The sequence below is a fragment of the Kitasatospora sp. NPDC050543 genome, assembly GCF_044457565.1.
GTDB lineage: Bacteria > Actinomycetota > Actinomycetes > Streptomycetales > Streptomycetaceae > Kitasatospora.
The window spans coordinates 23114-40533 of the sequence record NZ_JBITGZ010000002.1 but is presented as its reverse complement, the minus strand read 5'-3'; the positions used below and the strand labels follow the sequence as shown (position 1 = coordinate 40533).

15 protein-coding genes are annotated in these 17420 nt (G+C 68.7%); 6 read left to right on the top strand and 9 right to left on the bottom strand.

The window, feature by feature from the left end:
• Positions 1-38: 38 nt before the first annotated feature.
• The 7 genes from ACIBH3_RS02510 to ACIBH3_RS02480 form a co-directional block, all read right to left on the bottom strand.
• Positions 39-1007 (bottom strand): phosphotransferase family protein, encoded by a 969-nt coding sequence (locus ACIBH3_RS02510; protein WP_396309991.1) that lies wholly within the window; start codon positions 1005-1007, stop codon positions 39-41.
• Positions 994-1962: a Gfo/Idh/MocA family protein gene (locus tag ACIBH3_RS02505; protein WP_396309990.1), complete on the bottom strand. Its 969-nt coding sequence runs from the start codon at positions 1960-1962 to the stop codon at positions 994-996. The genes ACIBH3_RS02510 and ACIBH3_RS02505 overlap by 14 nt, the downstream gene beginning before the upstream one ends.
• The gene (locus tag ACIBH3_RS02500) at positions 1959-2603 is read right to left on the bottom strand and encodes a hypothetical protein (RefSeq protein ID WP_396309989.1); all 645 of its coding nucleotides are present in this window, start codon (positions 2601-2603) and stop codon (positions 1959-1961) included. Before ACIBH3_RS02500 ends, ACIBH3_RS02505 begins: the two co-directional genes overlap by 4 nt.
• Positions 2600-4156: a glycosyltransferase gene (locus ACIBH3_RS02495; protein ID WP_396309988.1), complete on the bottom strand. Its 1557-nt coding sequence runs from the start codon at positions 4154-4156 to the stop codon at positions 2600-2602. Before ACIBH3_RS02495 ends, ACIBH3_RS02500 begins: the two co-directional genes overlap by 4 nt.
• Positions 4153-5028, bottom strand: coding sequence for a glycosyltransferase family 8 protein (locus ACIBH3_RS02490; RefSeq protein ID WP_396309987.1), 876 nt, complete (start codon positions 5026-5028; stop codon positions 4153-4155). The genes ACIBH3_RS02495 and ACIBH3_RS02490 overlap by 4 nt, the downstream gene beginning before the upstream one ends.
• Positions 5025-6068, bottom strand: a complete 1044-nt coding sequence (locus tag ACIBH3_RS02485; protein WP_396309986.1) for a UDP-glucuronic acid decarboxylase family protein — start codon at positions 6066-6068, stop codon at positions 5025-5027. The genes ACIBH3_RS02490 and ACIBH3_RS02485 overlap by 4 nt, the downstream gene beginning before the upstream one ends.
• 73 nt (positions 6069-6141) lie before the next feature.
• Positions 6142-6357, bottom strand: coding sequence for a hypothetical protein (locus ACIBH3_RS02480; protein WP_396309985.1), 216 nt, complete (start codon positions 6355-6357; stop codon positions 6142-6144).
• A 161-nt stretch (positions 6358-6518) separates the two neighbouring features.
• Here ACIBH3_RS02480 and ACIBH3_RS02475 point away from each other — a divergent pair, with 161 nt between their 5' ends.
• Positions 6519-7865: a transcriptional regulator gene (locus ACIBH3_RS02475; protein ID WP_396309984.1), complete on the top strand. Its 1347-nt coding sequence runs from the start codon at positions 6519-6521 to the stop codon at positions 7863-7865.
• 288 nt (positions 7866-8153) lie between these two features.
• Positions 8154-10022 (top strand): ATP-dependent nuclease, encoded by a 1869-nt coding sequence (locus ACIBH3_RS02470; RefSeq protein ID WP_396309983.1) that lies wholly within the window; start codon positions 8154-8156, stop codon positions 10020-10022.
• A gap of 696 nt (positions 10023-10718) precedes the next feature.
• Here the strand turns inward: ACIBH3_RS02470 and ACIBH3_RS02465 are convergent.
• Positions 10719-10958: a helix-turn-helix domain-containing protein gene (locus ACIBH3_RS02465; protein WP_396309982.1), complete on the bottom strand. Its 240-nt coding sequence runs from the start codon at positions 10956-10958 to the stop codon at positions 10719-10721.
• A 190-nt stretch (positions 10959-11148) separates the two neighbouring features.
• Here ACIBH3_RS02465 and ACIBH3_RS02460 point away from each other — a divergent pair, with 190 nt between their 5' ends.
• Genes ACIBH3_RS02460 through ACIBH3_RS02445 form a run of 4 tightly spaced genes read left to right on the top strand, consistent with a single transcriptional unit; the run spans position 11149 to position 16286 of the window.
• The gene (locus tag ACIBH3_RS02460) at positions 11149-12231 is read left to right on the top strand and encodes a TniQ family protein (protein ID WP_396309981.1); all 1083 of its coding nucleotides are present in this window, start codon (positions 11149-11151) and stop codon (positions 12229-12231) included.
• Positions 12228-12998 carry a TnsA-like heteromeric transposase endonuclease subunit gene (locus ACIBH3_RS02455; protein ID WP_396309980.1) on the top strand — a complete coding sequence of 257 codons (771 nt, stop codon included), beginning with the start codon at positions 12228-12230 and terminating at the stop codon, positions 12996-12998. Before ACIBH3_RS02460 ends, ACIBH3_RS02455 begins: the two co-directional genes overlap by 4 nt.
• Positions 12995-15124 carry a transposase gene (locus ACIBH3_RS02450; protein ID WP_396309979.1) on the top strand — a complete coding sequence of 710 codons (2130 nt, stop codon included), beginning with the start codon at positions 12995-12997 and terminating at the stop codon, positions 15122-15124. The genes ACIBH3_RS02455 and ACIBH3_RS02450 overlap by 4 nt, the downstream gene beginning before the upstream one ends.
• Positions 15125-15128: 4 nt before the next feature.
• The gene (locus tag ACIBH3_RS02445; RefSeq protein ID WP_396309978.1) at positions 15129-16286 is read left to right on the top strand and encodes a TniB family NTP-binding protein; all 1158 of its coding nucleotides are present in this window, start codon (positions 15129-15131) and stop codon (positions 16284-16286) included.
• Positions 16287-16493: 207 nt separating this feature from the next.
• Here ACIBH3_RS02445 and ACIBH3_RS02440 read toward each other — a convergent pair whose 3' ends face one another.
• Complete coding sequence (locus ACIBH3_RS02440) at positions 16494-17198, bottom strand: DUF3800 domain-containing protein (protein WP_396309977.1); 705 nt, start codon at positions 17196-17198, stop codon at positions 16494-16496.
• Positions 17199-17420 lie beyond the last annotated feature (222 nt).

Here is a 17420-nt window from a genome sequence, read left to right as displayed (position 1 = left end):
TGTCCTTCCGGGCAGGGGCAACAGGACGTTGGGCGGGGTTACGGGCGGCGTCGCGTGTCGGAGTCGGTGTCGGGGGTCATGCGGGGGATGGCGGCGAGGTGGCCGTGGTCGAGGTCGTCGAGGTCGGCCTGGAGCTGGGCGGCCCGCAGCCGGACCATGTCCTGGTCGTCGCAGGAGGCGTGGAAGTGCAGCAGCGAGTAGGCGATGCGAAGGCGGAACAGGACCAGCGGCAGCAGGCGGTCGGCGGGGATCGGGCCGTCGAAGTAGCCGTCGAGCAGGGCCTCGGTCATCGGGGCGGGTTCGCGCAGAGACCAGCCGGCGAGTTCGGCCAGCGGGTCGCCGCCGCGCACGCTCTCCAAGTCGACGACGCCGGTGATCTGCCGATCGTCGGTGAACAGGTGCCGCCCGACCCAGTCGCCGTGCAGGAGCCGGGGCGTGCTGCGGGGCAGGCGGCCCGATCCGACGTCGAGGATGAAGCGGGTCCTGTGTAGCAGCCCGGGCAGGTCGATGCCCTCGATGCCCGGGATGCTGCGGGACGCGAGGCTGAGGAACCAGCCCTGGATGGTGGCGTGTTGGCCGATGCCGTGGCCGTCGAGCTGGCCGAAGCTGCCGACCTCGATGGTGTGCAGGCGTCGGAGCACCTCGCCCGCGCACCTCGCCGCATCCTGGTCCTGCGGCGTGGGCGGTTCGGCTTCGAGGGGGCGGCCGGGGCAGCGGGTCTCCACGCACGCTTCTCGGCTGTGCCAGAGGATCTCAGCGGCCGGAACACCGGCTTCGCGCATGCGGGCCGAGGCCCAGGCGGCGGTCGGGTAGCGCGAGCGGCTGCCCGCGCGGCGGACCTTGACGACCAGCTGGTGGCCGTCGCGGGTGGTGGCCGCGAAGGGGAGGCTGTCGGTGCCGGACTTGAGCGGGGTGAAGCGTGCGTCGGTGGCGTCGAAGCCCGCCGTGGCGAGCGCATCGACCAGCAGCGGGTGCGGGCGGCTGGTCACAGTGTCACTGGCGGGCATCGGGCACCTCCGGCACGGGGACGGGACGGCAGTGGGCGGCGGAGGCCAAGGCGGCGTCCAGCAGCGCGATGGAGGCGAGGTTGCCGGCGGCGGGCACCGGCAGGCGGCCGTCCTGGTGGAGGGCGTCGACCATCGCGGTGATGCACCGCTGGTAGGCGGGCGGCCCGGCCTCGGGCGCGTTCCGTTGACGGTTGGGGTCCGGGGCCCACCTTGCGGCGAAGCCCCGGCCCTCCACGCGCCAGTCGCCGTTCGCGTCGGTCCGCAGGGCCGGGTCGACGATGTACCCGCCGCGGTAGGTGAACAGGGAGCCGTCGGCGAAGTGGACGGTGATCGCGGCGATCGAGCTGTGGGCCGCGAGGAAGCCGGTCGCCGTCTCGGTGCAGGTGACTTCGGTGGGGGTCGCGGTGATCAGCGCGCGGACTTGGTCGAAGGCGTGGACGGCGAGGTCCGTGGTGACGGGCAGGCGCTGGCCGGCGCGGAAGCCCGGGCCGGGCAGGGTGACCAGGGTGTCGGCGGTGACGGCGAACGGCGCATGTCCGCCGGAGCGGACCGTGTCGGCGAAGGCGAGGAAGTCCGGGTCGGCGCCCCTGTTGTGCATGACGGCCAGCAGCAGGCCGCGTTCCTCGGCGAGGTGGACGAGGTCGAGGGCGTCGGGCAAGTTCAGGGCCAGCGGCTTCTCGGTCAGGACGTGCAAGCCCTGGGCGAGGGCCGATCGGCTGACGGGGTAGTGGAGTTCGGGCGGGGTGAGGTTGACGACGACGTCGGCCTGGGCCCGGGCGAGCGCCTCGGGAAGCGTCGTGGCGAAGGCCGAGTTCAGTCCGTAGCGGATGGCCAGGGCCTGGGCGGCCTGCTGGTCGGGGTCGATGAGGGCGGTGATCTCGATGCGGCCGTCGGCGAGCAGGGAGCGGACCCAGCGGCTGGCGATGGCGCCGCAGCCGATGATCGCGGCCTTCACGACGCCTCATTGAGCGGTTGCGGACTGGGGGCCGGGCTGGGCCGGTGCTGGGCGGCCTGGTGGCGGTGGACGTGGTCGAGGGCACGGGCGGTGAGGTCGCCCGGCGAGCCGCAGTCGGCGTCGAGCAGGACGACGGCCTGGGCGAGCGGGTGGGCGAGGTAGGCGTTGAAGTGCTCGCTGAAGTGGCGGTCGTAGAAGATACCCGGCATCCCCTTGCGCAGGCGGGCCCGGCGGGCGAGCACGTCCGGGTCGGCGGTGAGCACGATCGTCAAGTCGGGCATCGCCACCGGCCTGCTGGTGACCAGGCGCCGGGCCTGGTCGTCGCAGTCGAAGCCGTGCATCCGGCCGACGGCGTGGGCGTGGGCGAGGAGGGTGTCCACAGTGCGGTCGAGAATCACGTCCCGGCCCTCGATGTGGGCCTGCCTGGTCCGGGCGAGCCGCAGGTCCTCGACGTCCAGGAACTGGGCAATGTTGGCCAGCTGGTGCTCGGCCGTGAACGGCTCGGGGGCCGGCAGCAGGGTGGGGTCGGGGCTGGCGTGGTAGTAGCAGGGGATGACGGCGGGCCAGTTGAGGTGGGGGGCGAGCTGGGCGGCCAGCGTGGTCTTGCCGACGCAGCTGACGCCCTCGATGCCGAGGATCACGCGAACTCCCTGTCCGTGGTGGTGGATGGGGCGGTGCGGCGGTTGCTCTTGGGGGCGAGCGCGGTGTGCCGGGTGCCGGTGACCGCCCAGCGGCCGAGGGCTGTCAGCGGGCCGACGCTCTTAAGCAGGAGCCCGGCCAGCGTCTCCGCGCTCCGCAGGGCGGTCTCCCGCCCCGTCAGGGGGCGACCCTCAGCAGAGGCGAGTGCGCGGACCGGTGCGACGGCGGCCGCCCAGAGCGCCGTCGCGGCCACCGCCCGGACGGGCAGCCGCGTGCGCGGGCCGAGCGCGAGGGTCAGGCAGAGCGCGGTGGCCGGGGAGACCAGCAGCCAGGCCGTGCCCCGGTAGGCGCCGATGGTCAGGGCCGCCGCGTGGTCGCGGCGGCGGCCCCGACCTTCGGCGTGCCAGCGGGCGGCGCACTGCGGGTAGTCGAGGTAGCTCTGGAACCAGCGCTCGCTCTGGGCCAGCAGCTCGCTCACGTACTCGGCCGCCGGCACGGTGGTGGTGAAGGGCAGGCTGTCCACCGGGACGCGGCCCAGGGTGAGCCGGTAGCCGAAGGCCACGTCGTCGAGGACGGTGAAGGTCGGCAAGCCCCCGACTTGCCGGAAGACGTCCGTACGCACGAGCAGCCCGTGGCCGACGGTCTGGGCCAGCCCCGACGGACCAGGGCCGGTGTGCGGGCGGCGGACGGCGTCGGCGTGCCGGCGAAGGTTGGGGATCTCTCGGCGGAGAGTCCACAGAGTCTGGGCGCGGGCGGCACCTCGGCACAGGCTCCGCTCCCACCAGGCGCCGGCCGCGCCCTGGGTGGCGAAGCGGGCGGACTGCTGCACGACGCACGGGAGTTCGCCGTCGTCGGCCCGGCGGTGGGCCAGGAACTCGGCGGTCCGCTCCAGCAGCTCGCGGCTCGGGCGGGAGTCCACGTCGTAGACGGCGACGTACTCCTGGTCCGGTTCGGCGGTGGCGAGTTGTTCGACGGCGGCATTCACCTGCGCGGCCTTGCGCCCGTCCCCTCGGTAGTGGACGTGCCGAACCATCGGGTCGGGCTCCGGCAGGCGTGCGAGTTCCGCCGTGACGACGTCCGCCGTGGTGGGGAAGCCGGACAGCACCTCGGCGGCCACGGCCCTGGCCAGAGAGCCTTCGCCGGTGCCGGTCAGGGCCTTGCCGAGGGAGGCCAGCTCGTCGCCGGTCAGCTGCGGGAAGCGCTCCACCGTGAGGTCGGCCGCCGTCGCCCCCGCCAGCAGGGCGGCCAGGTGCTGCCGCTCAGCCTCCTCACGGGCGGTGGTCACCAGTGTCAGCGTCGAGCCGGGGAGGTCGCGCAGGAGGGGGACGAACCAGGCCAGTGCGGCGGTGATCTGCTGTTGCTCCCGCAGCACCGGGATGATGACGTGCAGCACCATCGGCTCCACCGCTCTCTGGTTCCCGGTCAGCGCGGGCTGGTCGGCCCAGGCCAGCGTCCGGCGGACTTGCCGCAGCCCGTTGACGTTGCGCGCGGCCACGGCGGTGGCGATCCACCAGGCCGTGCTTCGCCACAGCGGCTTGCGCCGTTTTGTGTTCACTCGCTGCCGCCAGCGACGTACTCGTGGAACAGGCGGTAGGTGTCCCGGAGTTGGCCCACCGGGTAGGTGTCCTGCCAGGGCTTGTCGGGGCCGGCGAAGTGCACGAGGGCGGCGGTCTCCTCGTCCTTCAGGAGCTGGGCGAGCGGGCTGTCGGCCTCGGCGTAGTGGATGAAGCCGGGCTGGGCGGCCTGCGGCGACATAGCGAAGGTGTTCCACCGCCGGCCCAGCCGCTGCCAGTTGTCGTCGACGGCCCAGTTCAGGGCGTCCTGGTCCCAGAACCGGACCTTGTCGGGGTGCTCGGACAGGAACTGCCGGGAGCGGTCGAAGACGCCGAGCCGCTGGCAGCGCTCGAGGTCGATGAGCATGACGCCGCTGTTGAAGTAGTCCCGGCCGTACGAAACGCCGAGCTCGTCCCAGCCGGGCAGCTGGATGCCGCGGCCGATGACCGGGTTCTGTGGGTCGCGCACCGCGCCGATCGGGCGCCCGTCGAGGGACTGCCGCAGCAGCGGCCGGAGGTCGCCGAGCACCATGGTGTCGGCGTCCAGGTAGAGCACCCGTCGCTCGTCGGGGATGACCTCCGGGATGGCCAAGCGCACGTACACGGCGCCGCTGACCCAGTCGGAGACCGGGTACTGCGGGTCGGTCATCGGTGCCGGCCGCAGCTCGGTACGCAGGCCGGTGCGGGCGGCGTCCCGCACGATCGCGTTCCGGTTGGTGTCGCTGATCTGCTGGTCGAGGACGATCAGGCGAAGCTCGCCGACGGTGCCGGGGTGGGCGGCGGCGATCGAGTGCATCAGCGTCCGCAGCGGGCGGGCGTATCCGTCGTCGACTCCGCAGACGATCGCGGGCAGCGGGCGCGAGGTGGTGTTCACGAGGCGCTCCTTCCGGTGGTGGCGCTGGCCTGGCGGGGGAAGTGCTGCTGGGCCCAGTCGAGGGTCTGGCGCAGGCCGTCGCGCAGGTGGGTGGTGGGCTCCCAGCCGAGGTGGGCGCGGGCGGCGGTAATGTCGGGGCACCGGCGCTTGGGGTCGTCGGCAGGCAGCGGGACGAAGGTGATCGCGGAGGCGGAGCCGGTCATCGCCCGGATCTCCTCGGCGAGCTGCAGCATGGTGATCTCGTGCGGGTTGCCCAGGTTCACCGGGTCGGCGTGCTCCGCCGTGGCGGCGGCGAGCAGACCGGCGACGGTGTCGGCCACGAAGCACAGCGAGCGGGTCTGGCTGCCGTCACCGGCAACCGTGATCAGGTCGCCCGCCAGCGCCTGCTGGATGAAGGCGGGCACCGCGCGGCCGTCGTCGGCGCGCATCCTCGGGCCGTAGGTGTTGAAGATCCGCACGATCCGGGTGCGGGTGCCGCCGGAGCGCTGGAAGCAGGAGGTCAGCGCCTCGGCGTACCGCTTGGCCTCGTCATAGACGCTGCGAGGCCCGACCGGGTTGACGTTGCCCCAGTACTGCTCGGGCTGCGGGTGCACGAGCGGGTCGCCGTACACCTCGGAGGTCGAGGCGAGCAGGAACCGGGCGTGCTTGGCCTCGGCCAGCTCCAGGGCGTTGAGCGTGCCCATCGCGCCGACCTTCAAGGTGGCCAGCGGGTGGCGGGCGTAGTCCAGCGGCGAGGCGGGCGAGGCCAGGTGGAAGACAAAGTCCACCGGACCGGCGACCGTGAAAGGCCGGGTCACATCGTCGGCCTGGAAGCGGAAGCCGCCGACCGAGCGCAGGCCCGCCAGGTTGTCGAGCCGGCCGGTCAGCAGGTTGTCGACGCCGACCACTTCCGCCCCCAGGCCCAGCAGTCGCTCGCACAGGTGTGAGCCGATGAACCCGGCGGCACCGGTGACGACGGCGGTACGGCGGCCGAAGGCAGCGGCTGCTGTCGTGGCAGCGGGGTCTCGCGGGTGGGTCAGTGGTGCTTGCAGGTGTGGCACGGTGCTTGTCCTCCAAGTCTTCGGGCGGGTGTCGGCTTCGTTGCGGGCAGTCGCGGCAGCGCGGGCCCGGGCTTCAGACGGCTGGGTCGTGATCGGGAAGGGACCGTGCGGGCGGTGCCGCGACCGGGTGATCGGTGCTCAGCTGGTGGTCGGCGGCGACCCCGAGCAGGGCGAGCGTGACGATGTGGCCCAGGCCCCACAGCGCGGTGAGCGCGGTCCCCACCGGGTCGCGGTGTGCGCCGCGGTGCCTGCCCTGATGGCTCTGATGCGGCCTCTCGATTGCTTCCATGGCTCCTCCCCTCATCGGCTTCCGGGGCCGGGCGGCCGGTACAGGTTCGCCGTGCCGCAGCGCAACTCGGAACGTTTCTGGGGGGTTTCTGCTCGACTCGGTCCGCGCCACAGCGGGTAGCAGTACGCTCACCAACAGGTCATGAATCGCCGGGGGTTGAGATGAGCTCAGACGTTCTGGCAGTCCACCCGCTCACCCACCTGATGCGGTTACGCGGCTGGGGAAAGATCCAGTTCGCGCGCATGATGCGCGACCACGGCGCCGCGTTAAAGATCCACCTGGCGACCAACCGGACGCTGGTGTGGAAGTGGGAGCAGGGGCAGGAGCCCGAGCCGGACGCGCAGTTCGTTCTGGCTGACCTTCTCGGCGTCAATCCCCGTACGCTGGTTGCCAATCCGTGGCCGGGGTGGCTCCCGGTGTGGGAAGTGACCGGCATCACGGCGCCGTGGACGAAGGCCGGTACCGTGGACGTACTGGTGGAACTGGTCAGGAGTGGGCATATGGATCGGCGGGGCTTTCTCACCATCACCGGGGCCGCCATGGCCACCGTCGCCGCGAGCTGGGCCTCCGCCTCGCCCGCCTTCGCCTCCGCCTTGGACGGCGACCAGGTGACGGACGCCATGGTCGACGCCCTCGAATCCCGCGTCGCCACCCTCCAGAGCCTGGACGCGCAGATGGGCGGTGCCCGCCTCATCGAGCAGGCCCGCGGCGACCTCGCGATCATCACGACCCTGCTCAAGCAGAGCCGCCACACCGAAGCCGTCGAAGCCCGCCTGCTCGGTCTGGCCTCCCAGGTCAACTACATCGCCGGGTGGATGGCCTACGACAGCGGCCTGCGCTCAGCAGGCCAGCAGTACTACCTCGGCGCTCTGCGCGCCGCCAAGACCGTCGGCGACGACGCCCTCGGCGGCTTCCTGCTCGCCGAGATGGGCGTCCACCTGTCCGACGCCGGCAACCCCGCCGAGCGCGTCGCCCAGGTCGAGACCGCCCTCGCCAACACCCCCGCCACGATGCAGCCCGGCGTCCGAAGCTACCTCGAACTCCACCACGCCGAGAGCCTGTCCCGCGACGGCCAGCACCAGAAGGCCGGCTCCGCCCTCAACCGCGCCCACGACCTGTGGTCCAGGAACGGCGGCGACCAGCTCCCGAGTTGGCTCTCCTGGTACGGCGACGCCCAGCTCAGCTCCACCGAGGGCAAGATCATGCTCCGCTCCGGCCAGCTCGACCGGGCCACCAGCGCGCTGGCCTCGTCCATCGACCACGCCGTCCCCCGCGACCAGGCCGTCCGCGCGGGCCGCCTCGCCACCGCCCGCCTCGCCGGCAAGGACCTCGACGGCGCCCTCGACGCCGCCAACCGCGGCCTCGGCCTCCTCGAAACCCAGGTCCACTCCGTGCGCGCCGTCAACCGCCTCACCAAGTTCGATGGCTACCTCAAGCCCCACTACGCCGAACCCGCCGTCGCCGAGTTCCGCGAGCGTCTGCGCGCGCTTCCTGCCGTGGCAGCGTGACACGCACCGACCCCGGGGATCGCCCCCGGCTCGTCCCTGATACATGTTTGCGCTGAGCGAGCGGACGTCACCACAGCAGCCCCGCTTACCAGTGGCAGCAGGCCACGACTAAGGCACGGCTCGTCCCGCGACTCACTTCAATGGCAGGGCGGAGCACTCCGTTCGCCGAACGACCATGGCTCACAAGGCGCTAGAGTTTTCCCACCTACCCGTCGATGGATGTGTTTCCCCACGACGTGTGCTGCAACCGCGCGCCAGATAGTCGTGCCGTGAAGACAAGGGAGCTTCGTGCAACTCGTCGAGCTCGGTGTCACCAACTTCCGCTCCCTGGCCGCTGTCCCTGGCATCCCCATCCACAAGCAGACCATCCTGACGGGGCACAACGACTGCGGGAAGACGGCCACGCTGGATGCGCTGGCGTTCCTCCTGGGCGAGCGCAACATCGAGGACAGCGACATCTCCCGGTTCGCAGTCGGTGACAGGGAGCGATCTGCACTCCCTGTCATCGGCGACGACGAAGAGCCTCGGGCTGTCACCGTGGAAGCCCGGTTCGAGCTTTCGCGTTCTGAAGCGGAGCTGCTTCAGACCACTTCTCCGATCAGGGTGCGCCGTCGTTACGTGGAAGGCGAAGGCACCTACCTCGAGTGGCAAGCCAGGGTTCCCGAACGCCTTGAGTTGAGGAATCTACAGGCGTTGAAGGCCCAGGATCTGCGCGCTCTCGCCACCGATGCTGGCCTCAAGCTGCGCGACGACCAATCGAACGTCAAGGCGAGTTGGTTGGAGCTGCTGGAGACGCACTCGGCTACCACTACGCAGGTCACGGACTGGGTCGAGGCCCCGGCGCAGCTGAAGGATGCCCTGCCGCAGCTCCTCTACTTCAAAGGCGACTCCGCTGAGTCGCCGGAGGCTGTCGTTCGCGGCATCCTGACGGCAAAGCTTCGCGAATACACTCTCCGCGAGGAAACCCGGCAAAAGATCACCGATCTCGAGGCCGAGTTCTCAGAACGACTGAAAGAAGATGCCGCCCTGCTGCGGAAACTTGTCGAGGAACGTTGCGCTCTCGACGAGTTCAACCTCGAGCCACAGATCCAGTTCAAGCCGGCGATCGGTCGCGTCTCCTTGGCCGCCTCGGCCCGCGGACAACATCCTGTCCCACTGACCGCTGCGGGAGCTGGCAGGTCGCGCCGCATCACCTTGGCGCTATGGGAGGCCAGTCAGCAGTTGCTGGCTGACGCCACGGATGGCCTCGACGGCGGTGGCGTGATCATCGTCTATGACGAACCTGACACCCACCTTGATTACGACCATCAGCGCCGGATCATGGAGATGATCAAGGCGTCGGCGTCCTCTTCGCACTCCACAGTGATCGTCGCCACCCATTCGCTCAACTTGATCGACGGTGTGGACATTCAGGACATCGTGCACCTGAACAGTCGGGACGGCCGGGCCTACGTCCAATCGCTCGGCAACAGTGACACCGACGAGCACACTCGTCGCTTTCTGTCCAACATGGCCGCCTCACTGGGCTTTCGCAACAGTGTCCTACTGCACGAGAAGTGCTTCGTAGCTGTGGAGGGTGCGACCGAGTATGCGGCCCTGCCAGCCTTGTTCAAGCTCGCATTCGGCTACCCGATCCAGTCCGCCGGCATCGCTTTGTGGGCTTGTGGGGGGAACGATGGCGCTCTCAACTTCGCCAAGTTCCTCAAGGAGCACAAGCGCACTGTTGTGTTTATGGTTGATGCTGACTCGCCACGCGACAAGCAAAAGGAGTTCAGCTACGACCGCCTACTCAAGCAGGGCTTCGCGGAGGATGACTGCCTGTTCATTGGGGCCCCGAACGAACTGGAGGATGTCTTCAGTGACAACCAGTGGGCCGACACGATGAACGAACAGTGGCCTCGAAGCGATGAGAAGCAGTGGACGTCGCATGACGTCGCAGTGCTTCGCACCGAGGGAAAGTTCAGCAAGAAGCTTCACGGCTTGCTGTACCAAGATTCCGTGCAGCCCCCGCGCTCGAAGGAGGACATGGTGGTGGCGCTGGCCCAGCGGCTGCGCGCACCGTCAGACGTTCCGGATTCTCTGGTGAAGGTTTTCAAGAGCGCGGTAAAGATCGCTAGCGGCGCTGGGCAACCGCACTACTGGGTGGATGATGAGTGAGCTGTCCTGCGTGATCGGCGCGCCTGCATCCTGCTGAGCCGTTGTGCGCGCGTGGGTGCCTCCCAGGCGTGAACGCCAACGGAGGAGACCCAACGCTGCCCATGGTTGATCTTTTCCTCGCCGCACCACCGACACCCGGACGGTGCTGGCGGATCTGTGTGCCGAACACGCACGACCAAGGCGCGCATCTCAATGCCCTCCGCTAGATCCCGTCAACCTTGCATGCAAAGAGTCCCACGCGGCACTGACAGTCGGCAGGCTGGGGCGATCTTCAGTGACTCAGTGTTGACGCCACAGCGCTGCCATCCCCATGGCTTTACCTCGTTGGCTCATCATCGCTCTGATCCGTGTGGGTGACCAGATTGATGCGACCCTCCAATGCTCCTTCCCAGTTCGACCCGCCGTTACGCGAACTCGGGAGCGTCAACTGGTTTAGGCAATCGCTGGGCCAGCAGCTCCTTACGAGACGACCCTTGCGCTAGCTGCTGCCACCGAGGTGACTGAGCTCGAAGATCCTGCCCAGGTTCCAAGAAGCGGCCTGGGCCTTTTCGGCCCTCGGGGGGATCGGCCCGATCGGTTGCGGCAGGAAGCTGGCGCAAGGCGCGGCGGGTTAGCTCCGCTTGTCGCACGCTCAGCCCCCTAGACAATGCGACAAGCTGATCGGACGGTGTCCCGGGGAGGATGCCAGGCAGCTGCTCAGTCCTCGGTGAACAGCTCGTGGGGCTCGACGCCCAGCGCCTTCGCCAGGGCCGGGATGCGGTCCACCGAGACGCTGTGCCGAGCGGTTTCCAGGTCGATGTAGAAGGACCGGTCCATGCCGGCTGCTGCCGCCACGGCGGTCTGAGTCAGCCCCTGCCGCTCGCGAAGCGCCCGCAGGCGGCGCCCGAAGAGGACGCGCTGGGCCGGGATGCCCTGATCTGAATCGCTATTCGCCACGGGCAGTAACCGTAGTACAGTCCGATGTGTAGGAAGTCTCCTACAAGATCAATTTATTGCGCCTGGGGGAGGCCGCATGTCCGCGTCGGCACAGCCGCTGCCTGATCCCAGCGTGTCGACCCCGGTAACCAGCGGGGCCGGGGTGCGGCGGCTGCCATCCGCAGTCCCGCGCAGGCTCCCCTCTGTGTTGGTGCCAGTGTCTGGGGAGTCCTTCCCCTCGTGGGTGGACCGGGTCGCGGTGGATCTGGAGCTGACGCCTGGTGAGACCGCGCGTCGGATGGGGCTGGAGTGCCGTTCGAGCGACCGCGCGGTGCGGCCGGTGTGCTACGGCGTGGCGCTGACGGAGGTGGGTGCGCGCCGGATTGGGGCGGCGACCGGGCTGGACGAGATCGAGCTGCGGTCCATGCAGCTGGCCCGCTACGCCAACGGTGTTCTGGACTTCTCACGGCTGGACGTGGCCGATCCGGCGTCGGTGACGCGGTTGAGCAACCGCGAGTGGGCGCTGTTCACCGGCACCCGGGCGTGTCCGAAATGCCTGGGAGAGCGTCCGGTGTGGCAGCTGTGGTGGCGCCTGGGACTTGCGGCGGTGTGTCCGGTCCACCAGGTGCTGCTGGTGGACACCTGCCCGATATGCGGTGACCGGCTCGGGCTCACGTACTCCGGGCATCCAGGCGGTCTGCCGACCCGGTCGGGTGTCCTGGGCCTGCGGCGGTGCAACAACCGCCGCTCAGCGGCTTCCGGGCGGCGATCGATCCCTTGTGATCAGGCTCTGGCCGAGCTTCCGTCCGTGACGGTTCCGGCGCAACTCGCGGACGTGCAGGAGCTGGTACTGGAGGCCGCGCACGGGGGCCCGGCCGTGGTCGCCGGGCAGGCGGTGACGACGGCTGACTTCTTCGCTGCCCTGCGCTACCTGGCCGCTGCCGCCCGAGCGGGTGCCGAGCCGAGCGACCTGGCGGGCTGCCCGGCGCTGACTCCCGAGGCCGCCGAGGCGTTCACGGCCTACCAGGACGTGCGCCGGCGTGCCCGCCACGGCGGCGCACGGACCAAGCTCGGGATGAGTCCGCCTACTGCCGCGCACGCAGCCGCCGTCCTCGCACTGACGGCCCCACTGTTGTTCGCCCCGAGCTGGACTCCGATGAGCACCGCCTTGGCCCGCTGGCAGCCCTCCGTCCCGGACTCTCTGACGGTCCCGGCCTGCCTGAGCGGGGACAGCAGCGGGCAGCCGCCCATCGGAGCGGTCCACGACACGGCCCATCAGGAAGGACGGACGTGAGTCCGAAGAGAACCCGGACCCTGCGGCCGGTCAGGAATGCGCCCGACCAGCTGCTCATCCACTACTACGACGCCCAGCAGACCGAGCGACTGATACCCGCCTCCCAGGCAGCCACGGTGCGCTTCGAGAACTGCCTGCCCGCTCGCGAGATCCCCTCGTACGTGGGGATGCGACACACCCCCGGCTCGTACTGGGCCGCCAGTTGCGACACCGTCCTGGGCTACGAGAGCTACCTCGAAGCCAAGTGGATGAAGCTGCTGGACTTCGACTCCCAGGTTGCCGCTCTCTCCGCACAGCCCTTCATCCTCGAAGGCGTTGACGCCCAGGGAAAGTGGACTCACGTCCCGGACCTGTTCGTCCGGCGCACCAACGGCTCAGTGCTCATGCTGGATGTGAAGAATCCTCAGCAGCTGGCCAAGCCCCGAGTCGTTCAGCAGGCCCAGCGTACCGAGAAGGCCTGCCAGGACCTCGGTTGGGACTACCGCATGGTCGGTGATCCCGACCCCCAACTGTGGGCAACGGTCGAGTGGCTGTGCGGCTACCGCCGGCCGCTGAACGCCACCGCTGATCTGGTCGGTCCGATCCTCGCACTCGCCACCCGGCCAATCGCGCTCGGCGACCTGGTCGGCTTTCGCCGCGATCCCGAGGTGGCGCGTCCGGTCGCCTACCACCTGATGTGGCACCACCGCCTGCTGTTCGACACCGACCAGCCGCTTCGCGACCACACCTACGTGTGGGCTGCCCCTGATTCGGAAAGGACGCGATGAACCAGCGCTACCGCATCGCCGTCGAGGACTGGATCGAGTTCGAGGACGAGCGCCACCAGATCGTGGCCACCGACGGCACGCTGATTCGGCTGCGGTCCGTCACCGGGCACCGGATCACCATCATGCTCTCCGAGTTGCTGGCCGATCCCTCGTTTCGTGCTCATGCCGAGCCGCCGCCCGGCACCGGGAGCAAGGACGTGGGGTTGGATCCAGGCGGAGTGCTGGCGACCCTGCCCCGCGAGGTACGTCAGGCGGCCCTGGACCTCGAGGCCCACCTGTGGGAGGCCACCACGGGCTTCCGCTCCGGCGATCCGATGAAGGCCCTGGCCGGCGAGCCCCGTCCGCAGTACGACCCCGATCTTCCGGCGACCGAACGCATCGAGGCCAAGGCCGCGGAACTCGGTCTCACCGCCCGCCGCATCTGGCAGCTGCTGGACGAGTGGGACGAGAAGGGCCTGTTCGCATTGGTCGACGGACGCAAGGCCCGGATCCGCAACCCGTTCCGCAACATCGACCCGCGGGTCATCCAGGCGATCCGCGAGCAGTCGGCGTCCGAGCGGATGGACAGTTCCTCCGCCGTCACCACCCGCTTCCTGAGGCGTACCCAGAACAGGCTCGACGCCGACTACGGGGAGGGCGAGGTACTGCTGCCCAAGGAGGACACCTTCCGGCGCCTAGTCAAGGCGCTGCTGGACCGGCGCCCCTCCGATCCCGCCTACCAGCGCCAGTCGGCCGCCAACCAGCCTGACCGCACCTTCGGCAATGTCATCGCGCACCGCCCCGGCCAGGTCGTCATGCTCGACACCACACCGCTCGACGTCCTGGCGTGGGATGCCGCCACCGACAGCACATACGGGGTCGAACTCACCATCGCACTCGACGTGGCGACCCGCTCGATCCTGGCCTGGCGACTGACTCCCGCCGGCACCAAAGCCATCGACATCGGCCTCCTGCTGGCAGACGTGATGACGCCAGAGCCGATGCGCCCGGCATGGGCCGACGCTCTGCGCTACTCGATGCTCCGGGTGCCCTACGAGCGCCTGCTCTCGCTGGACGAGCGACTCGCCCACGCCGCCGCCCGCCCGGTCGTCTATCCCGAGACCCTGCTCTTCGACCACGGGAAGCCCTACCAGTCCGACGTGGTACGGCGTGCCTGCCGCTCCTGGAAGATCGACATCCAGGACGCCCGCAAGCTCAAGCCCACCGACAAACCACACATCGAACGGCTCTTCGGCACCATCCGCGAGCAGTTCTCCATGCACGTCGCCGGCTACAAGGGCTTCAACGTCGCCACGCGCGGCCGCACCGTCGAAGAGCAGGCCCGCTGGAGCATCGACGAGATCGCAGAGTTCTTCGCCGAGTATGTCGTGGCCGTCTACCAGCAGCACCCGCATTCCGGACTGCACCTCTACGGCTTCCCCGACCTTGAGGTTTCGCCGAACGAGGCGTACGCGATGGCCCTGGGCTCAGCAGGTTTCGTCGACTGCCCGAGGGACCCGAACCTGTACTACGAACTGCTGCCGATCGCCGACAACGGCGGACGGGTCATCAACTCCTACGGCGTGGAGATCAACCACCTCGTCTACAACGCCGACGTGCTCTACCAGTTCCGCAAGGCCAAGTCGCCTTACCCGAACGAGCTGTGGCCCATTCGCTACGACCCGCGCAATCTCCTGCACGCCTACTTCCACAACCCCCGCGACAAGAAGTGGTACACGCTGCGGTGGACCCATGCGCTCAGCGACCTGCAGCCGTTCACCGACATCACCCTGCGCGAAGCCAAGCGCTTGCTCGTCCAACGCGGAGCCGACGCCTCCCAACAGGCCAGTATCGCCCAGGCGCTGCGGGAGTTGCAGAACCGCACCGACGCCCCCGAGACCTGGACCAAGGGAACCCGCAAGCGCTGGACTCGCGACCGCCACCGCGCCCACGCACAAGCCGCCGACGCCCTGCGCTCCATCCCGGCCGTGCCGGCGCCACCGCCCGCTCCGCTTCCGGAAACCCGCAAGCCCACCATCACCGGCCTGCACGCCGTCCCCGACCTGCCGGACGAGGACGACGACCTCGATCTCGACGCCATCCAGCCCGCGACGGTGTGGAACCCGCGCACCCGCCAGGAGAACTGAGCACGTGACCGCCATAGCCTTCCCCGACGACGAACCTCACTACTTCGAGCACCCGGGCCTCTCCGAGCCCCGCACGAAGGAGGAATGGCGCGCGTACCTCGACTTCGAGCCGCCCCTCAAGCCCGAGAAGCTCTCCCTGGAGCTGTATGAGCAGCTCAGCGCCCGGGAGAAGAGCCTCCACAACAAGGCCCGCAACGCCCACCACAGTGCCCTGGTGATCGTCCGCACCGCCAAGATGGAAGCCATCCACCACCAGATCCGCCGCCGGATGGTCACCAACGCCCACCAGCCGGCCGGAGCCCGCCGCGGAATCGTCCTCGACGGCCCCGCCACCTTGGGCAAGTCCACCCTGGTCAAGATGTTCGGCTACGACTTCGAGCACAGCCTGCGTCAGGAGTTCCCCGAGCGCTTCGAACGCAGCTACCGCGTCGACAACCGCTCGATCGACTACACGCCCGTCGTGTACGTCAACATCCCCTCCCAGGCCACCCCGAAGGACCTGTCCATCGCGCTGGCCGACTACATGGGCATGGGGTACCGCTCGGGCGCGACCAAGAGCACCATCACCAACCGGCTCCTGGACGAGATGCGCCGCTGCGGCGTGGAGCTGGTGATCATCGACGACGCCCACTTCATGGACCTTTCGCTCAGGGAAGGCAAGGTCGTCAACGACCACCTGAAGTTCATCGCCAACCACACCGCGGCCACCTTCATCTACACCGGGGTCGACCTCAAGCACTCCGGGCTGTTCCTGGAAGGCGCCGGCGGTTCCCGCGTCACCCAGACCTCCGGCCGCAACACCCTGCTCCACATCGAGCCGTTCTCCATCGAGACGCGGCAGGACAAGGCTGACTGGGTCAGCGTCATCGCGTCGATGGAGGACGCCCTCGTGCTCTACCGGCACCAGCCCGGCACTCTCAAGCGAGCCTGGAAGTACCTCCACCAGCGCACCGGAGGCAACATCAGCTCGCTCGCCGAACTGATCCGGGAGTCTGCCGCCGAAGCCGTCATGACCGGCGCCGAAGCCGTCGACCGCAAGCTCATGAGCAGCATCGTGATCAACGAGAACGCTCAGACCACCTACGACACCTCATGGCACGAGGAGCCCCAGCCGCCCATCGTGTCGAGCGACCCTGACGACGGAGAGACGGCCGCCAGCTGAAGCCTCGCTTGGAATCCACAGGTGATCACGGACTAAAGCGCCAGGTCAGCGCCCCCGTGAGGCATAGTCCAGATGGCTCAAAAGTGGCTCAGGACACGCTGTCCGCTGTTCCCACCGAGCAGCAAATCGCTAAACTTAGAGCCAGGGAGACGTCATAGTCTTCCGGTGAGCCCTAGGCCCCGTCCACGCGACGGGGCCTTTGTGCGTCTAGGGGTACCAGGTCAAGCTGTGCTGGACCTTCGGCTGGATTCGCTCCCACAACTTCTCGTTGGCCCGCCTTGCGCGATCATCGACGTCCGACTGGCTGCTGATACGCCGGTGGAGGTACGCGATGAGATCCGCAGCTTGCACCAGTCTGCTCGCCCGGGACGGCGCAAAGTGCATGGTGTCGACGATGCGCGTGAGCTGCTTCGCGCGATAGCCCCATGTCCCCACAGACTTGTAGTAGGCCAGCTCATCGCGATAGCCGTCCTGCCCGGGGACCTCGTCGGCGATCATCAAGGCGAACTCGTTTTTGGAACGCGCGTACTCCTCGACTCGCTCAAGCAGGTGGGTGAGAACAATCGAGTGAGGCGCGTCATGGTTATCGCCATAGCGCCTCTGGAGGCCAGCAAGGTCGACGCCGCGGATAATGATCTTTACGTCGTGGTCGGCTACGGCCTGGAAGGCGCCGTTGTAGACGCCAATCCTCGCTCGGACCAGCGGTCCCATCTTCTTCCAGTGACCCTTGGCCTGGAAGATGTCGTGGCCGTGGAGTTCGGCTCCTGTGGGGACGTCGTAGGAGCACGCCGCCTCGGCGACCACCTTGTCGAGAGCCTTGGCGAGTGAGATCGCCTCGGTGTCAGGACACAGGAGGGCCGCGATGTAGTACGCGGTGTCCGAGTAGCTCTCGTCAACGTAGGTCAACAGCACGGACCAAGGTTAATCCTCCCGAGTGGTGAGCATCGCGGACGTACGTCGGGGCCCACGCGGCTCAGCCCAGATAGGGCGGGAGGGCGCCCGTCCAGGGCTGCCGTGCCGATTACCGAACGTGACTGCTGACTACCTGCCTCAGATGACCATGTGCGCACTGAAATCTTTCGTGCGGTGGAAGCCACAAGATCCACCGCACGAAAGGTTTCAGCTCCCAGGTCA